The organism is Acidiluteibacter sp. (genome assembly GCF_055129545.1).
In genome coordinates this window covers 1-16,407 of record NZ_JBSRUB010000002.1, presented here as the reverse complement: position 1 = coordinate 16,407, position 16,407 = coordinate 1, and the positions used below count along the sequence as shown (strand labels likewise).

Here is a 16,407-nt window from a genome sequence, read left to right as displayed (position 1 = left end):
AACTTGGGATAAAATAAAACGGATTCAATCCCCATAGCATTATAAGCGCAAAACCGACACCGCATAGTTCAACGGCGGATTAAATCAAACTGCGCCATTGGCTTACATGATTTAATCCTATAATGTTGAGCTTCATGCTGAAAACTGCAAAAAAAACTAAATTTGAAGAATGTCACATTTACTCTCTGAAATATCAATTAAAAACTACAAGTCAATTATTGCCGAAAGATTTGAGCTTTCAGCTTTTACACCATTTGTTGGATATAATAATGCTGGAAAATCTAATATGCTTGAAGCTATAAAATGGCTGTTGAGAAAATCTGCATTGGCGGAAACTGCATTTTACAACAAAACAGAAGCGGTAGAAATGGAAGGTAAAATTTCAGGTATTTCTGAAACCATACTTGAACAATTACCAGAAAATCAAAGAACTTCTATCGAACCATTTTTATTTACGGATTCACTTTATATAAAGCGAGTTCAAGCACAACCAAGTATTCCTGCTAGCCAAATCCGATTGTTGGTTAAAGACCCTTCTAATGTTGGAAACCCCAACGAGTGGCGTGCTAACCCTACAGGCTTAGATCAAGCTTTGCAAGCATTGTTTCCTGAGCCAATTCAAATCGGAGCAATGGAAAACTCAGAAGAAGATGTAAGCAAGAGTAAAAATACGACCACAATTGGCAAACTTCTTTCTGAAATAATTGGTCCTATTCAAACAAGCTACAGCACTCAAGTTCAGACTGCTTTAAACGGTATAAAGGAACTTCTTGATGCTGACGGAACTTCAAGGGCAACTGAACTTAATGATTTTGATACTGCAGTAAGTGGAAAAGTTGAATCCTTCTTCCCAGGTGTGAATATCAAAGTCCATGTTCCGACACCTGAACTCAAAGAGGTTTTCTCAAAAGGAACTATTAAAGTTTTTGAAAACTTAAACCCAGATGGTCGAGATGTTTCCGCATTAGGACATGGGGCACAACGTTCAATTCAAATGGCTTTAGTTCGACATCTGGCTGATATTAAAAGAGAATCAGGAGAGCAAGTATCAAATACCATCCTACTAATTGACGAGCCTGAATTATACCTACATCCACAAGCTATAGAAGTTTTAAGAGATGCTCTCAAAATTCTGTCAACACAAGGTTATCAAGTAATTTTCTCAACACATTCTCCTTTTATGATTACCTCAAAAGATGTTGAGAATACTTTATTAATTAGAAAAAACGTCACACAGGGAACTCATAAAAGAAATTCACTAAGAACTGCAATAGCTGCGGTTGCTTCGACACATCCAAGCCAACTTGCAATTGTGTTCTCACTGAGCAACTCATCAAACATACTTTTTTCAGAAAGAGTAATTCTTGCCGAAGGCAAAACGGAAAATAGACTACTTCCAAAAATCATCCAAAAAGTAACAGGCGAAACATTGGGGCTTCTAAAAACAGCATTAGTACCAATGGATGGTTCGGGAAGCACAAGAAAAACCATTGAAGTTTTATCTGCAATGGCAATACCAACAAAAGCGATAGTTGACCTTGATTATGCCTTAAAAGAAGGAGAATCTCAGGGTTTCCTTTCAACAGGCGATACAGATGTAGCAGCAATAAAAGATCATTTAGCTATTATTGCCCCAACTCATTCAATCAATTTGAATAATGGTTGGCCTACCAAATCTGGCAGTGCTTTAACAGCAGCGCAAGCATTTGCTTTGTTAGCTCGAGAAGCAGCAATTCAGGGCAACCTGACATCATTAAAAACAAAAATGCAAGCCGCAGGTGTTTATGTTTGGACAAAAGGAACAATAGAAAGTCATTTAGGCGGAATTCCAAAAAATGAAATGGGTTGGGCTAATTTCAATGCAAGGCTAGAAAGTGAAGAATTAAATGTGATTTTACCTAATGATCATCCAGAAATAGCAGATTTAGTTGCTTGGATAACTGCATAAAAAACTGAACAAAAACACGTACCATAAATGAATGACGATTATAAAGATGAATTTTTATTAAGACTCAAAAAAAGTGCTTTATATATAGCTTTGAATAATAAATGTTCTGATAAAGATTCAGATGTCATTACCCTTGTTCAAAATACGACTTCTTACGCCTTTCAAAGGACCAAAACAATAATTAAACACATGGGAGAATTTACTCTACATGACGGAGATCATTTGTTTAGAGTTTTGCATTTAATGGAAAGACTAATTCCTGAAGAAACCATAAAAAAACTATCAAGCCCTGAACTACTATTACTTATTACAAGTGCTTTCTTCCATGATATTGGAATGGCACCTGATGAAAAGGAAGTGCTGACTTGGAAAAAAATATGGGATTCCCCACCAATATTGGATGATGAAGAAAATGAAAGTTATGATGATTTTAAAAGGTTTTTCAGTTCAAGACCAGAAGATGAAAACAAATTAAATGAATTAATACTAAAAGGTCAAAATTCTCAGGCTGAACTTATAAAATCATATTTGATTACTGAATACATTCGACAGACTCATGCAGATAGAGCAAGAGATATAATTGAAAAAGATTGGTCAGGTAAAATAATTTTTCGTGAAGCAGATTTAACTGTTGAACTAGCTCAAATCTGCTACAGCCATAATGAAAATGCCCTAAAATTATTAGACCTTGATAAAAACGTCTTGTGTGGCCCTGATATTTATGCTTGTCTACCTTTAGTTGGTCTGATTTTAAGGCTTGCAGATATTCTTGATTTTGATGGCAAAAGAACTCCTTCAATTTTATACTCACACCTTTATGTTAGAAATCCAATATCAGTAAAGGAATGGAATAAACATCGGGCTGTAGAAGCTTGGGAAATAACCCCTGAATTAGTCCAATTTAGTGCCAAATGCTCTCATCCCGTAATCGAAGCTTCAATTCATGATTTTTGTACAATTATAGATAATGAACTTAGTCTTTCAAACAATATTATATCAACATTAAATGACTTTCATTTTTCAAAACAACGTGACTTACATATAAAATTACCACTTAAAGTAAATAGAGATAAAATAAGAACTAAAACCGATATAAAAAATAACCCAATTTATATTTATAAAGACACTAAATTCAATCTAAGTAAGACTCAAGTAATTGAATTATTAATGGGTACTAAACTTTATGGAAATCCAGAAGTTGCTCTAAGGGAATTACTTCAAAATTCAATCGATGCTTGTTTATTACGACAAGCTCAAGAAAATAAATGGAACAATTTATATGAGCCTAAAATTCTTGTTAAATACTTTACTGATAATGGAGACAATGTATTAGAAGTAACTGATAATGGTACAGGAATGGATGACTATATCATAGAGAATTACTACTCCAAAATAGGTTCTTCCTTCTATAAGTCAAAAGATTTTTACACCCTAAAAGCTGAATCTAATGCAGAATTTCATCCAACATCTAGATTTGGTATTGGTATACTTTCCTGTTTTATGATTTCTGATGTTTTAATTGTCGATACTAAAATGGTATATGGCCCTCACAAATCTAGTAATGCTTTAAATATAACGGTAGAAGGTCAAGAAAGTATATTTTGGATTAAAGAGGGTATGAGAGAAACGCCAGGGACAACTACTCGACTGATATTAAGAAAAAGTAAAAATCCATGGGAAGGCATGACGGAGGAAAGTTTTATACAGAATGTTGAAAGTGTAATTCCTAATCCTCCATTCGAGATAAATATTGAAACAACTTCACATAAAAAAACAAGAAATGAAAATAGCTTTAAAGAGATTACTTCATATTCTCTGAAAGATTATTCTTGGAATGAAAATGAGAATATAAGATTCATAGAAATTGATATTAATCAAACCGATATGGGAATCATTGGCTCTGCAACAGTTGCAATATTAGAAAGTCATGATAAACCAGTTGAAAAAATTGAATTGAATTCTAGAGATATTCTAGTTGAAGGAGAGACTTTCACTTTAGAACGTGAATTAAAGATTAATGTCAATTCCATTCTTGAATCTTCCAAATCAATTACAATTAATGATGATGGTGAAATCAGAACCGATGATTCGTCAAGTTCATTAGCAAAATCTAAATCAAAATTATCATTACACGGAATTGAAATACCAGCAAGTTTATTTCCTGAGTCTTGGAGAATGAAAAATAACCAAGTAAAAATAAAGTGGCCTTTTCCTTTAATACTCATAGTAGATATCTGTGGAGACCGAGACTTAGACTTAAATTCACCAAGAACCGAAATTATAGTAAGTGATAAATGGACTGATTTTGAAGAGAATCTGGCTAAGATAATTTGTGAAGCAATTAAAAATTCAGTATCAAAAGACTATTGGTCAGAATTATTGAAAATTTTTGAAACATCAGCTAGTAGTGATAATTTCAAAAGAGCTATTAAGAATATTAAATAAAAAGCACGAAAAACAAGGTATATAGTGCATTCCCTGCAGGACACGCACCATATACAAGCCGTTTGGCATCATACAAAAAATAGAGATTAAACAATGGCATTAAGCTGGAATGAAATAAAGGACAGAGCCTTAAAATTTACGAAGGAATGGGAAGGGGAAAGTCGAGAGCGAGCAGAAAAAGACTCGTTCTGGAATGACTTTTTTAATGTTTTTGGTATATCACGAAGACGTCTTGCAACTTTTGAAGAGCCAGTCAAAAAGTTAAATGGAAACCAAGGATTTATTGATTTGTTTTGGAAAGGTACTTTACTTGTAGAACATAAATCAAGAGGGAAAAATCTTGAAAGTGCATTTGAGCAGGCTACTGATTATTTCCATGGAATTAAAGAACATGATTTGCCCAAGTATGTTTTAGTTTCTGATTTTGAAAAATTTAAACTCTACGATCTGGATGAAAATGAAGAACATGAATTCAAATTAGACGAATTACACAAGAACATAAAACTTTTCGGGTTTATCGCGGGGTATCAAAAAAGAATCTTTAAAGATGAAGACCCTGTTAATATTAAAGCCGCAGAACTCATGGGGAAACTCCATGACCAACTTGAAGAAAGTGGTTATGAAGGTCATCCATTGGAAGTATTTTTAGTTCGATTGCTTTTTTGCCTTTTCGCAGATGATACAGGAATTTTTGAAAAGGACACGTTTAAAGAATTTATTGAAGTTAAAACTAATGAAGATGGTAGTGACTTAGGAGCTTGGCTAGCTCAATTTTTCCAAACTCTTAATACACCAGAAGAAAAAAGACTCAAAAACTTAGACGAACATCTCTCTGCATTTCCTTATGTAAATGGCAAGTTGTTTGAAGAGCCCCTACCAATTTCTGCTTTTAATTCTCAAATGCGTGAAATGCTTTTGGAATGCAGTGCATTGAATTGGGGATTAATCTCTCCTGCTATTTTCGGGAGTATGTTTCAAAGTGTAATGAACCCTGAGGAACGAAGAAACCTTGGCGCTCATTACACCTCTGAAAAGAACATTCTAAAACTCATTAAACCCCTATTTCTTGATGAGCTGTATGAGGAATTTCAAAAAATAAAGAACAATAAAAACAAACTTAGAGGATTTCATAAAAAATTAGGTATGTTAAAATTCCTCGACCCCGCTTGTGGCTGTGGTAATTTCTTAATTATTACCTATCGAGAATTACGTTTACTTGAGTTAGATGTTCTCAAAGAATTGTATGGTGGTCAGCAAGTAATTGGTATTGATCAAATCATGAATATTGATGTTGACCAATTCTATGGCATTGAATATGATGAATTTCCTGCACGTATAGCAGAAGTAGCTTTGTGGTTAATGGATCACCAAATGAACTTAAGAATTTCAGAAGTGTTTGGATTTTATTATGCTCGCTTGCCACTGAAAAAATCAGCTACTATTGTCCATGGCAATGCTCTTCAAATAGTATGGGAAAATATCATTTCGTCTATGGAACTCAGCTATATTTTAGGTAACCCTCCATTTTTAGGACATCATTACCAAAGTGCAAAGCAAAAAGAAGATCTAAAACGAGTATTTGATGGTGTTAAAGGAGCAGGCATTATGGATTATGTATCGACTTGGTATATTAAAGCGGCACAATATATTCAAAATACCGATATTCAGGTTGGATTTGTTTCTACCAACTCTATTGCACAAGGTGAGCAAGTTGGTTTGCTCTGGAATCAATTGACCAGAAATTATGGAGTGTTAATAAATTTTGCTCATAGGACATTTAATTGGAGTAATGAGGCACGAGGTAAGGCTGCCGTACATGTTGTAATAATTGGATTCGGCCTTAAAGAACAATCTAAAAAGCTTCTTTTCGATTATGTAGATATTAATGGTGAACCACAAGAAACTGTGGTTAAAAGAATCAACCCATATTTAGTTGAGGCCTCAAATGTCATTATCACAAATTCAAGTAAAACAATTTGTGATGTGCCTAAAATGATTTGGGGTAACAAGCCAACTGATGGTGGAAATTTTCTTTTTGACAATGAGGAAGTGAAAAATGATTTTATTAACGATGAGCCGAAATCAAAACCATGGATAAGGCCATTTTTGAGCGGTAGAGATTTATTACACAACAACTATCGCTACTGTCTATGGCTAGAGAATATTTCACCAAAGGAGTTGAAAGAAATGCCACTCGTAATGAAAAGAGTACAGGCTGTTCGCGATATGCGCCTTAATAGTAAAGCCCCTTCAACGCAGAGAAAAGCAAAAACTGCCACTTTATTTGGCCAAATTGCACAACCTGAAACAGCATATCTAGCTATTCCAGAGGTTTCTTCCTCAAGAAGAGAATACATACCTATTGCTTATTTACCCCCTGAAGTTATTGCCAGCAATACAATTCAACTTGTTCCATGCGCAAGTACGTTTCATTTTGGGATACTTACTTCTAAAATGCATATGACTTGGGTTAAATATGTATGTGGCCGTTTGAAAAGTGATTACAGATATTCAAACACAATTGTCTACAACAATTTTCCTTGGCCAAAAGAGTCAAGTGATAAGAATAAAAAGGCTGTTGAATCAAAAGCTCAAAAAGTTTTAGATCTACGTCAAGAATTTCCTGAAAGCAGTCTAGCAGATTTATACGACCCTCTCACCATGCCACCAAAATTGGTGAAAGCACATCAAGAACTAGACAAGGCAGTTGATTTGTGTTACAGACCACAATCATTTACGAATGAAACGGCTCGGGTTGAGTATTTATTTGACTTGTACAATGAGTATACAATGCCATTGTTGAAAGAAGAAAATAAAACTATAAAGAAAAAAAGTGAGAATGCTCAGCAAAGTATATAATGCATAGCCTTCAGTATCCACTTATGCACAGAACGTTAACCGCTATTAAAACACGACATTAGATAAGGATGGATCGAGTACTAACATTCAAGGAAATTTTCAAATCATTAGTCCATGAGAGTAAAAAAATTGATATAGAGTATGACTATACATTGCGACACCACAAGGAAAACAGTTATGCTGAATACCAAATAAAAAAAATAAACGGGTACTATCCTTTCAGCTTAAAAAACAAAGTGGCAAAACTTGGAAAGGAAGGAATTGAAAAGCTCAAAACAGAACTAAATCATATCGATTATGAATACCGAGTTAGCTACCTGGAAGAAATAAAAGACGAGGTCCTCTACCTCAAAAACATCGTTCAAGATGATAAAATTGTTTATGAGGAAAGCGAATATGGTCCAAGAGAAGAAGTTCAGTTTAGAACTTTTAAAGAGGCTAATTTAATTGCAACGTCTCCTGAACGTACCAGAGGACATAAACAGAGCATCTTAAAAAAGGCTTCTGAACATGCAATTGCTTGGGAGAATGGAATTGATGTAATAGCAAGTAAAATTGATTTTTTAATACACCAAATAGAATTGCTTCCAGAACCTAAAACAGCAATAAAGGACAAAAACTCAGTTCATGTTTTCTATTCTTGGCAATCCGATATTGAAAGTGAAAACAAGGCAATTCGTAAATCTTTAAATAAACTTATTTCACATTTCAAAAAATTGGGTAAGAATGTGAAAATAGACTCAGATATGAGAGGAACTACTGGCAGCCTTGATATCACAAGTACTCTTTTTCATAAAATTAATACTTGTGACATTTTTGTAGCCGACATCAACATAGTTAACCGAAGCATACACAGAAAAGGACTATTTTCTCCGAATGCTAATGTTCTTATTGAACTTGGATATGCTGCCTCTAAAATTGGATGGGAAAGAGTAATTCTAGTATATAATTTAACTAATTATACTATTGAACAATTACCATTTGACATTAGACAAAAGGCAATTCTTTGGTATAAAGACCAGCCAGAACTAGAGGAAAAATTGAAATTTGCGATTAACGAATTAGTTAAAAAATAAAACAGCGCCTATTAAAGAATATAGGTAATGGGCATTATGGAAGGCTCATGGTTTTAGTGCATTGGAGTATGACGCTTCCAAATTAAGTTCGAAGACTTTAAAATCCCTAACTGCCCATATTCGAACCGTTAATAAACATTAGAAATAGACTTTAATGAAACCGAAAGACCGATTAAGAATGATAAACAATATTGCATTTCATTTACAAGAGGAATATAATATTACGGGAATTAACACGCTTCTGGAAAGTTATGGTATCAAGACTGAGAATGTAATATCTGTAAGTAGTAAAAGAATCTATGTAATCGACCTTCTAAAATCGCAAAAAGATGAAGTAATAACAAATATAGCTGAAGATTTAGAGCTTGAAATGGATTTACCAGCCTCAAAAACCAATGACAACTTAAATATGAAAATATTCATCTCCCACGCTTCGAAAAATTCCAATTACGGAAATGCTTTAGTTCATCTACTAACAGGAATCGGAATTAAAAGTGAGCAAATAATATTTACCAGTAATCCCGCGTATGGAATACCAATTGGCCAAAATATATTTAATTGGTTAAAAGATAGAATAAATGAGAAGCCATATGTAATATACCTTCTATCATCCGAGTATTATTCTAGCGTAGCTTGTTTGAATGAAATGGGGGCAGCTTGGGTTGTTGAAAATCAACATGCAATGATTTTTACACCCAATTTTAAACTAGATAGTTATGAATTTCAAAACGGTGCGTTAGACCCTAGAGAAATTGGCTTTTATATTAATGATGAGGATAGATTAACAGCCTTTATTGAATCCTTAAAGGAAGCATTTGAAATATCTCCAAATCAAGTTTTAATAAATCAAAAATGTAGAGATTTTATTATGCAAATAGCATCTTTTCCTAAGCCATCTATTATTCCATCAAGTGCTGCGATTACTGAAATGGGTGAAAAAAGTGAATTGGAGCCTCAATCTAAAGACTTCATAAAACCAAATATTCACAATACTAAATCTAATAGCGGTGTGGAAAGATATTTTAATGATTTAAAAAACGGAAAATTAAAGGATGAAGAAATCTTGATTATTCAATATGTAATTGACACGGCTAGATATAAGCTCGGAACTGGTTGGCAAGAAAGTCATGAACAAGAAAACATCAGAGTTTGGGAAGACCTCAATGATTTAAGCCATACACTATCTCAAAGTTATAGTACAGTAATGCGTAGGCTTGATATGAGAAAACTTATTGAGGTATCTGATTTAACCAGCCATGGTAATCCAAAAGAATATCAATTTGTAGAAGAAATGCAAGGTGAACTATTAGAATTACCTCAGGAATTTCATAACAAAGTGAGTGAAATTAAAGAAAAAATATCTGAAGATGGATTACCATTTTAAAAAGTTTCACTAACACTGGTAACCGTTACACAAGCCTATATATTATTAGGCATAGATTGAGAACATTAAAGAAGACAAGGAATAGCAATGTATTTATAGTATAGTTCCCTTGCATTTATCACAAAATAATTTTTGATGGTCAAAACTGAATTTACAATGGATGAGTACAGCCAGATTCTAAAACTGGTACAAATGAAAGTTGCAGCTGATAGGGATACTCAAAAGAAGATTAGGCAACAGATTAGGTACATCGGATTCCGATGGTCTGAACTTTCATCAACAAGAGGAGGTTTTGATATCGCAGGTGTGGAAAATTTGTTAGCTGATGGGACAATTTCAATTGTTGATAAGTCACACAAGCAAATAAGTTCCAAAAACAGAATAGCTTTTAAACGCACTGTAAAGCTTCCAATTCCCAAAATAACGTTTCCAAGAATTAGTATAGATGGATTTAAGAAAGGTAATTATGTTGCCCATGCTCAACTCGACAATGAACTACTCAAGTCAACAGGGCTCTATAGTTTGAGACTGAAAAAAGGCTCTAAACTGCCAGCTAGATATCAAAAGCTACTTGAGGAAAGGCCAACAAATATAATCTACATTGGGAAAGCTCAGGGACAAAGTTTAGGCAAAAGATTGGGCCAAGAACTTCAACACACGAGCCCGGGAACATTTTTTAGAAGCATAGGTGCTGTCCTAGGATATCGCCCAATTCCTGGTAGTTTAATAAATGCTGTGAATAAGAAAAATTACAAATTCAGTACCTCCGATACTCAGGCAATTATAAAATGGCTGGACTTGAATATTGAAGTTTGTATTATCGCCTGCACAGATAATTTTTCTATCGAAAATAAGATTATTGCCAAATATTGTCCGCTCTTAAATCATACTGGGAATCCTGAAAAATGCCTAGAACTAATTGAAGACAGAGCGCAATGCAGGAAGATAGCTAACCAATAAAAACGTGATGACAACCGAGTATTTTGCGCATAACCGCCCATCCTATGCTTATATAATGCTCCGCGTTCTATGTTCAATCGCTACTGGGCATGAATGGTCACCGAAATTTGTATCACAATAATTTATAAAAAGCCCTTCTTTTTGCAATTAAGTTATAGTTAATGGCCAATTGCTGCATTGCCTTGTTAACTAGTTGGATTTAAATATTCCCAAAGTACTTCTCTTCCTTAATTTATAATTTCACAAAAAATATAATGTAACACACTGTGTATCAAACCATGTCATACATTTAGTATTACCGGTGTATTACCCCTCCCCTAACTTTCCTAAGAATTTTTATATTTGAAGTTAATTACCAACTACATATACTATAAATAATGGCTTACTTTGGTTGCCTAGACGAGGCACAGTTTAATGAATTATCTATAGAGGAACAGAAAGACCTATTCCTAATGAAAGAAGTATTGGTAGAAGTAACTACAGTTCAGTTAGCCACTAAACTTGTTCCTACCAATTATACAATGGATAATTCCACTAAAAAACTAGTAATATCTAAGGGCCTTGTCCAAGAGTTTTACTCCTTTATCCTTAAACCGTTGGATGCAGATATAAATGTTCCATTCGAAGATTTTTTTGCCAGATTTGAAAAAAGGACCTACGGAAATGGACCTAAGAAAAAACGGAAATTAGCATTGGAATACTTTAAAGAAATATCAAGTTTTTATATTCCTTATGATCTTTTAATCGACCATAGTGCCCTATCAAGTAAAGGGATTGAACATGTAAAACCCCAGAGTATACTATCGGTATTATTTGATCAACAAAATTTATTGAAAGATCAATTATCTAAAACGGATTTATTAAACCAATACATTTTTGGAAACATAGGGGCCTTTAAGAAAACTATTTTATATGAGCTTGAATTAATTGAAACCATTGTTGATTTTGAATCAAATCTAAAAATAATAGTCAGTCTTAACGACCAGTACAATTTTGAAAAGGACGAATATTTCACAAGTATTGCAATTTTAAAGGAAAAGTATCTTTCCAAATTCTATGTCATTTTTAAGTCCTTTGATGCATATTATTTCGCACACCAAAAATTATCACAAATCAAAAAATTGCATAATGTTGAAATTGAAGGTCTATACCAGGCTATGGTTAATGCTGAAATAGTAAATAAAAATGCCCCAACATTTCAGAATTTTGTAAATGATGAATACAATTTTTCCATAACCAGTATTAGATCATACTATGGTCGGAAAAACAAAAGTCATGCTGACAGGATTGCACAATATTCTTCAGAATGGTCTACGTTTTCCGCCAATATCTAACCTTTTTAGAAGAAAGGACATGTTCCACCATTAAAATGACATGTTAGGCTCCAAAAATGACATGTAGGGGCCTCATTATCACATGTAGCTAACTAGCTATTTTTTAGTCATTTAGATATCTTGCCACAATTAATTTTAATTTTTTAATTATGACGAAGTATCAAATACTTTATAAGCTGGACGGCTTAAATAAACAGTCCAAAAACAACCTTAAGTTGTTGCAAAAGCAATCTGGCACAACAGATTTTATTACACAGGCCCCAATTACTTTAAACAAGATTGAAATGTTGCGGCTAAAGCTAGACCGTAATTTTAAGGAGGCGGAGCACACTAAAATGCTCCTTGATTTCCTGGAGCAGAAATTGGAACTTTCAAAACTACCAAACACCTACCACAATGGCAGAAAAATTCTGAACCTAGAATTGGACCATGCCATAAAAGAGTTGGACTACAATCTTTATCTAGAAAACAACCAAACCCGGATAAATGCACTGTTGGCAATTCACGAAACTTTTTCAATTGACTGGGACAAAATACGCAAGGAACGATTATTAAAAAGCAATAATCGCAATAAGCCATAATACGAAGGCTTTCTGTTACAGTTAGCTACCAGTACCATTATCAAAATAATAATTAATAGAGCAACCGTCTAAAATAGAGGTGAGCCTTTAAATACCTGATAATGAAAAAAAGTATCCTTAATATCCGTGTATCTGAAGAATTTAGAGACGACCTGGAATACCTGGCGTTGGAATCGGAAACCAACCTTTCCGACTATATCAGAAATATCCTTTGGGACAGTCTATACTACGAGGAAGATGAAATTTTCGACCTAGAACCGCAAGAGGTGCCATTTTCCCAATCCTTTAAGTTCACATTTCTAACAGCATGGCTTTTTGCTAAGTATATATGTCCTGTAGAACATAACCCAAAAAATGTAATACAAGGCATAAAAATGCAATTGGATGATGCCATAATGGACACAACATTGAGCAGCGCACTTAAATATGAATTGTCAAAAGTTGTATATGACTTGAATAGGTTCTTAGAAGAGCCTGAATATACAGGTAAACAATTTCAATTTCCCATTCCCAACCACCAAGGATCTTTCGATTATGTACTACTGGTTACAGAAATCTGGACAATACACTATAATCATGAAAAATAACAGCGATAACCTCCAGAATAAAAATGATTTTGTGGCAACCATAAAAAGTGAAATCAATAATCATGAAGCCAAATTAACAACCCATACCAGCTGTTTTATTGTTAAGACTGCCAACGATTGGATAGAGGAAGCCAAAAGCAGACCTATTCCCAATATGCTATTTGATGCCTTTTGGTTTGAAAAGGAGGTATGCATACTTTTTGCAGACACTAATGTGGGCAAGTCCATACTCGCGGTTCAAATTGCGGATAGTATCAGCCGTGGGGTCGGTATAGAAGGCTTCACTTTGGAATCAGGCCCACAAAGGGTCGTTTATTTTGATTTTGAGCTATCGGATAAACAATTTGAAAAACGGTATTCCGATAATTACAAGGACCACTACTTTTTTCATCCAAATTTTTTAAGGACTGAAATAAATTCTGATACCGAAAAGCCAAGGGAATTTGCCACTTTTGAGGATTTCCTTTGCCATGACATAGAACAACTAGTTCTAGACCACATGGCAGAGGTTTTGATCATAGACAACATAACTTTCCTTAGGAACGACAATGAAAAGGCCAAAGATGCCCTAATGCTAATGAAGCATTTAAAAGCCATTGGCAGAAAACATAATCTTTCCATACTGGTACTTGCACATACGCCAAAGCGGAATCCAAGCATGCCACTATCAAAAAATGACCTATCAGGAAGTAAGATGTTGATCAATTTCTGCGATAGCAGTTTCGCTATCGGTGATAGCTCAAGTTTACCGTCATACAGATATATAAAGCAAATTAAACAGCGTAATACAGAGCATATATACCATTCTGGCAATGTCGTCGTCTGCAACATCGCCAACCATCATAATTTTCTGGGTTTCGAATTTGTTGAATATGATGGGGAACAAAGCCACCTTATGACATATTCCCACAACGATGTTGAGGAACGTAATAACAAGGTTTTAGAACTAAAAGATAACGGCTTGGCCAATACGGTCATAGCCACACAGTTAGGTGTAAGTGAAGGTACTATTAGGAACATCATAAAGAAATCCGGAAAATAACAACATGGATGCCAATGTAGTATATATCATAGCGAAGGCGCTCCCTAAAAAGGAGCAATTAGCGCTATTGAATATGCTACAAAAGGACATCCATGTTGCTCATGGACCAAACCGTAGAAGGGAAATAGCCCAAAATTTTACGGATGAACAGGCCATTGAATATCTATTACAAACAGTATTTAACAGCAAAAAATAACAACTCGTAATGCTCGTAACAATCGTAATGTTACGAACCTTACGAGCATTACGAATATAAACTACACACAATGAATTTTAAATATTCCCTAGATCGTTCCAGTAAAAAGTTCATTTGCCCGAATTGTCATAAAAACACATTTGTTCGTTATTTTGACAATGTCGATCAACATTACATGGAGGAATCATTGGGAAGATGCGATCGGGAAAGTAAGTGTAGATATCACAATAAGCCAAACCTTAGGGGAAATTTTGTAACGCAAACTATTGAATACTCCCCTCCTAGCCCAAGCTATCACACCCACCAAGAGATTGTAAAATACGGGCGTAATTTTCGCACAAATAATCTAGTACAGTTTTTGAAAATATATTTTACCCAGACCGAAATACAAAATGTAATACTCAAGTATCTGCTTGGGACATCGCCTTGTTGGAACGGTTCCACCATTTTTTGGCGAATAGATCAATTTAACAACGTGTGTGGAGGTAAGGTTATGGCGTATGACCGTAATACCGGGGAAAGGGTAAAAAATCCTTATTCAAAAATCACTTGGATACACAGAATCAATAAACAATCTGATTTTGTATTACAACAATGTCTTTTTGGATTACACCTGATAAATGAAAACAAAAGCAAAACAGTGGCGATAGTAGAATCAGAAAAAACTGCCATTATCATGTGTATTCTTATGCCAGAATATATTTGGATGGCCACAGGATCCAAAACTGGCCTTAATGAAAAAGTATTACAACCCCTTAAGGGCCATAAAGTGATTTTATTCCCGGATAAGACAGAGTATGGCGCATGGGCAGAGAAAACAGCCATGCTTATCGCAAAAGGCTTTAAAATAAGCTGTAGTCGCTTACTTGAATCCTATGACCTGGAAGAGGGTGCCGATTTGGTGGACTTGTTGTTCAAGTTTAAAGATACTTCCAACCACACCAACAAACCCCTAACTCCAAAGGCGAAGGATTTACAACGACTTAGCGAAATAAATCCACAGGTATTGAGATTGGTGGAGGAGTTTGGGTTGGTGTGAAAACTAATTTTTTCAACCTGGTTTCCTTTAAAACATTTAGACAACACTATGTTGAAAGGCAGTACAATAAAAATTATGATCCATTGTAATTAGTTACCACATAGACTACTATAAAGGATTTACTATCTTAGACACATTAAGGCTATATGATTAATGGTCATTTACAAGTGTTACTTGAAAGCTAAAAAAACAAAATGCTCACATAAATGAAAAAAATAATCTTTGTGTTTTTGATGGTTATCACTCCTTTAGTTTACAGTCAAAATGAATACATTAATGACGATGGAACTGTTTCAAATTACGCAAAAAGGCAATTAATGTTGGAGGTCTTTAATAATCACTCTTCAGATGAAACACGCTACGATATTGAGAATAATTATTTAATTGTTATAACAAAGAGTGATTGTGGAGATGAAAAGTATGAACAAATCGAAATGCAAAAAAAGGCAATGTATTCGTCATTTCTTCAATTATTAAATCAAATTTCCGGTTTTAAAGTTGGGGGATATGATATGTTCACTGAAATTGAATTTGATGGAATCATTTTCAAAACTAATACAGTTTGTATGTATAGCACAAGACGATATCATTTTAAATTTAACTTTAATGAACTAATCAAATTACCAGAGTATATGGATTTGCAGGAGTTAATCGAATATGTGGTAATAGAAAACAAGAACAAAAATATAATCTATGTTAAGAATCAATAGTACTTACCTTCTAAAATCGTAAAAAAACCTCCCAATAAAACAGTTCTTAGATGTTTACCTATGAATTTTCAATCTGAGATTCTTCCCACAGAAACGAATGAAAAAATTAAACCTCGCACAGTCGAGTAGGTAAAGGGGAGTCTCACCCCTAAACCTCTCCCAGAACCGTACGTGAACCTCTCGATTCATACGGCTCTTGTTATGCAGTCGGTAAAGCCTAAATAGTTTAGACTAGTTTGTATCCCA

12 protein-coding genes are annotated in these 16,407 nt (G+C 34.3%); all 12 read left to right on the top strand.

Annotated elements, in window-relative coordinates:
• Positions 1 to 169: 169 nt before the first annotated feature.
• The 12 genes from ACTB0X_RS00300 to ACTB0X_RS00245 all read left to right on the top strand — a co-directional run bounded on the left by ACTB0X_RS00300 (position 170) and on the right by ACTB0X_RS00245 (position 16,161).
• The gene (locus ACTB0X_RS00300; RefSeq protein WP_463022970.1) at positions 170 to 1,948 is read left to right on the top strand and encodes an ATP-dependent nuclease; all 1,779 of its coding nucleotides are present in this window, start codon (positions 170 to 172) and stop codon (positions 1,946 to 1,948) included.
• A 27-nt stretch (positions 1,949 to 1,975) separates the two neighbouring features.
• The gene (locus ACTB0X_RS00295) at positions 1,976 to 4,393 is read left to right on the top strand and encodes an HD domain-containing protein (RefSeq protein ID WP_463022969.1); all 2,418 of its coding nucleotides are present in this window, start codon (positions 1,976 to 1,978) and stop codon (positions 4,391 to 4,393) included.
• A 93-nt stretch (positions 4,394 to 4,486) separates the two neighbouring features.
• Positions 4,487 to 7,252: a class I SAM-dependent DNA methyltransferase gene (locus ACTB0X_RS00290; protein WP_463022968.1), complete on the top strand. Its 2,766-nt coding sequence runs from the start codon at positions 4,487 to 4,489 to the stop codon at positions 7,250 to 7,252.
• A gap of 68 nt (positions 7,253 to 7,320) precedes the next feature.
• Positions 7,321 to 8,328 (top strand): hypothetical protein, encoded by a 1,008-nt coding sequence (locus ACTB0X_RS00285; RefSeq protein ID WP_463022967.1) that lies wholly within the window; start codon positions 7,321 to 7,323, stop codon positions 8,326 to 8,328.
• Positions 8,329 to 8,482: 154 nt separating this feature from the next.
• On the top strand, positions 8,483 to 9,712 hold the full coding sequence (locus ACTB0X_RS00280) for a toll/interleukin-1 receptor domain-containing protein (protein ID WP_463022966.1): 1,230 nt from the start codon (positions 8,483 to 8,485) through the stop codon (positions 9,710 to 9,712).
• 135 nt (positions 9,713 to 9,847) lie between these two features.
• Complete coding sequence (locus tag ACTB0X_RS00275) at positions 9,848 to 10,672, top strand: GIY-YIG nuclease family protein (protein ID WP_463022965.1); 825 nt, start codon at positions 9,848 to 9,850, stop codon at positions 10,670 to 10,672.
• Between the two features lie 452 nt (positions 10,673 to 11,124).
• On the top strand, positions 11,125 to 12,006 hold the full coding sequence (locus ACTB0X_RS00270; RefSeq protein WP_463022964.1) for a hypothetical protein: 882 nt from the start codon (positions 11,125 to 11,127) through the stop codon (positions 12,004 to 12,006).
• Positions 12,007 to 12,155: 149 nt separating this feature from the next.
• Positions 12,156 to 12,587, top strand: coding sequence for a hypothetical protein (locus ACTB0X_RS00265; RefSeq protein WP_463022963.1), 432 nt, complete (start codon positions 12,156 to 12,158; stop codon positions 12,585 to 12,587).
• A gap of 101 nt (positions 12,588 to 12,688) precedes the next feature.
• On the top strand, positions 12,689 to 13,174 hold the full coding sequence (locus tag ACTB0X_RS00260; RefSeq protein ID WP_463022962.1) for a hypothetical protein: 486 nt from the start codon (positions 12,689 to 12,691) through the stop codon (positions 13,172 to 13,174).
• Positions 13,164 to 14,216, top strand: coding sequence for an AAA family ATPase (locus tag ACTB0X_RS00255; RefSeq protein WP_463022961.1), 1,053 nt, complete (start codon positions 13,164 to 13,166; stop codon positions 14,214 to 14,216). The genes ACTB0X_RS00260 and ACTB0X_RS00255 overlap by 11 nt, the downstream gene beginning before the upstream one ends.
• Positions 14,217 to 14,482: 266 nt before the next feature.
• Positions 14,483 to 15,451 (top strand): DUF6371 domain-containing protein, encoded by a 969-nt coding sequence (locus tag ACTB0X_RS00250; protein WP_463022960.1) that lies wholly within the window; start codon positions 14,483 to 14,485, stop codon positions 15,449 to 15,451.
• A 206-nt stretch (positions 15,452 to 15,657) separates the two neighbouring features.
• Positions 15,658 to 16,161: a hypothetical protein gene (locus ACTB0X_RS00245; RefSeq protein ID WP_463022959.1), complete on the top strand. Its 504-nt coding sequence runs from the start codon at positions 15,658 to 15,660 to the stop codon at positions 16,159 to 16,161.
• Positions 16,162 to 16,407 lie beyond the last annotated feature (246 nt).

Excerpts from the sequence above, each read along its gene's own strand:
- ACTB0X_RS00300 (WP_463022970.1), top strand. The coding sequence starts at position 170 with ATGTCACATTTACTCTCTGAAATATCAATTAAAAACTACAAGTCAATT.
- ACTB0X_RS00295 (WP_463022969.1), top strand. The coding sequence starts at position 1,976 with ATGAATGACGATTATAAAGATGAATTTTTATTAAGACTCAAAAAAAGT.
- ACTB0X_RS00290 (WP_463022968.1), top strand. The coding sequence starts at position 4,487 with ATGGCATTAAGCTGGAATGAAATAAAGGACAGAGCCTTAAAATTTACG.
- ACTB0X_RS00285 (WP_463022967.1), top strand. The coding sequence starts at position 7,321 with ATGGATCGAGTACTAACATTCAAGGAAATTTTCAAATCATTAGTCCAT.
- ACTB0X_RS00280 (WP_463022966.1), top strand. The coding sequence starts at position 8,483 with ATGAAACCGAAAGACCGATTAAGAATGATAAACAATATTGCATTTCAT.
- ACTB0X_RS00275 (WP_463022965.1), top strand. The coding sequence starts at position 9,848 with ATGGTCAAAACTGAATTTACAATGGATGAGTACAGCCAGATTCTAAAA.
- ACTB0X_RS00270 (WP_463022964.1), top strand. The coding sequence starts at position 11,125 with ATGAAAGAAGTATTGGTAGAAGTAACTACAGTTCAGTTAGCCACTAAA.
- ACTB0X_RS00265 (WP_463022963.1), top strand. The coding sequence starts at position 12,156 with ATGACGAAGTATCAAATACTTTATAAGCTGGACGGCTTAAATAAACAG.
- ACTB0X_RS00260 (WP_463022962.1), top strand. The coding sequence starts at position 12,689 with ATGAAAAAAAGTATCCTTAATATCCGTGTATCTGAAGAATTTAGAGAC.
- ACTB0X_RS00255 (WP_463022961.1), top strand. The coding sequence starts at position 13,164 with ATGAAAAATAACAGCGATAACCTCCAGAATAAAAATGATTTTGTGGCA.
- ACTB0X_RS00250 (WP_463022960.1), top strand. The coding sequence starts at position 14,483 with ATGAATTTTAAATATTCCCTAGATCGTTCCAGTAAAAAGTTCATTTGC.
- ACTB0X_RS00245 (WP_463022959.1), top strand. The coding sequence starts at position 15,658 with ATGAAAAAAATAATCTTTGTGTTTTTGATGGTTATCACTCCTTTAGTT.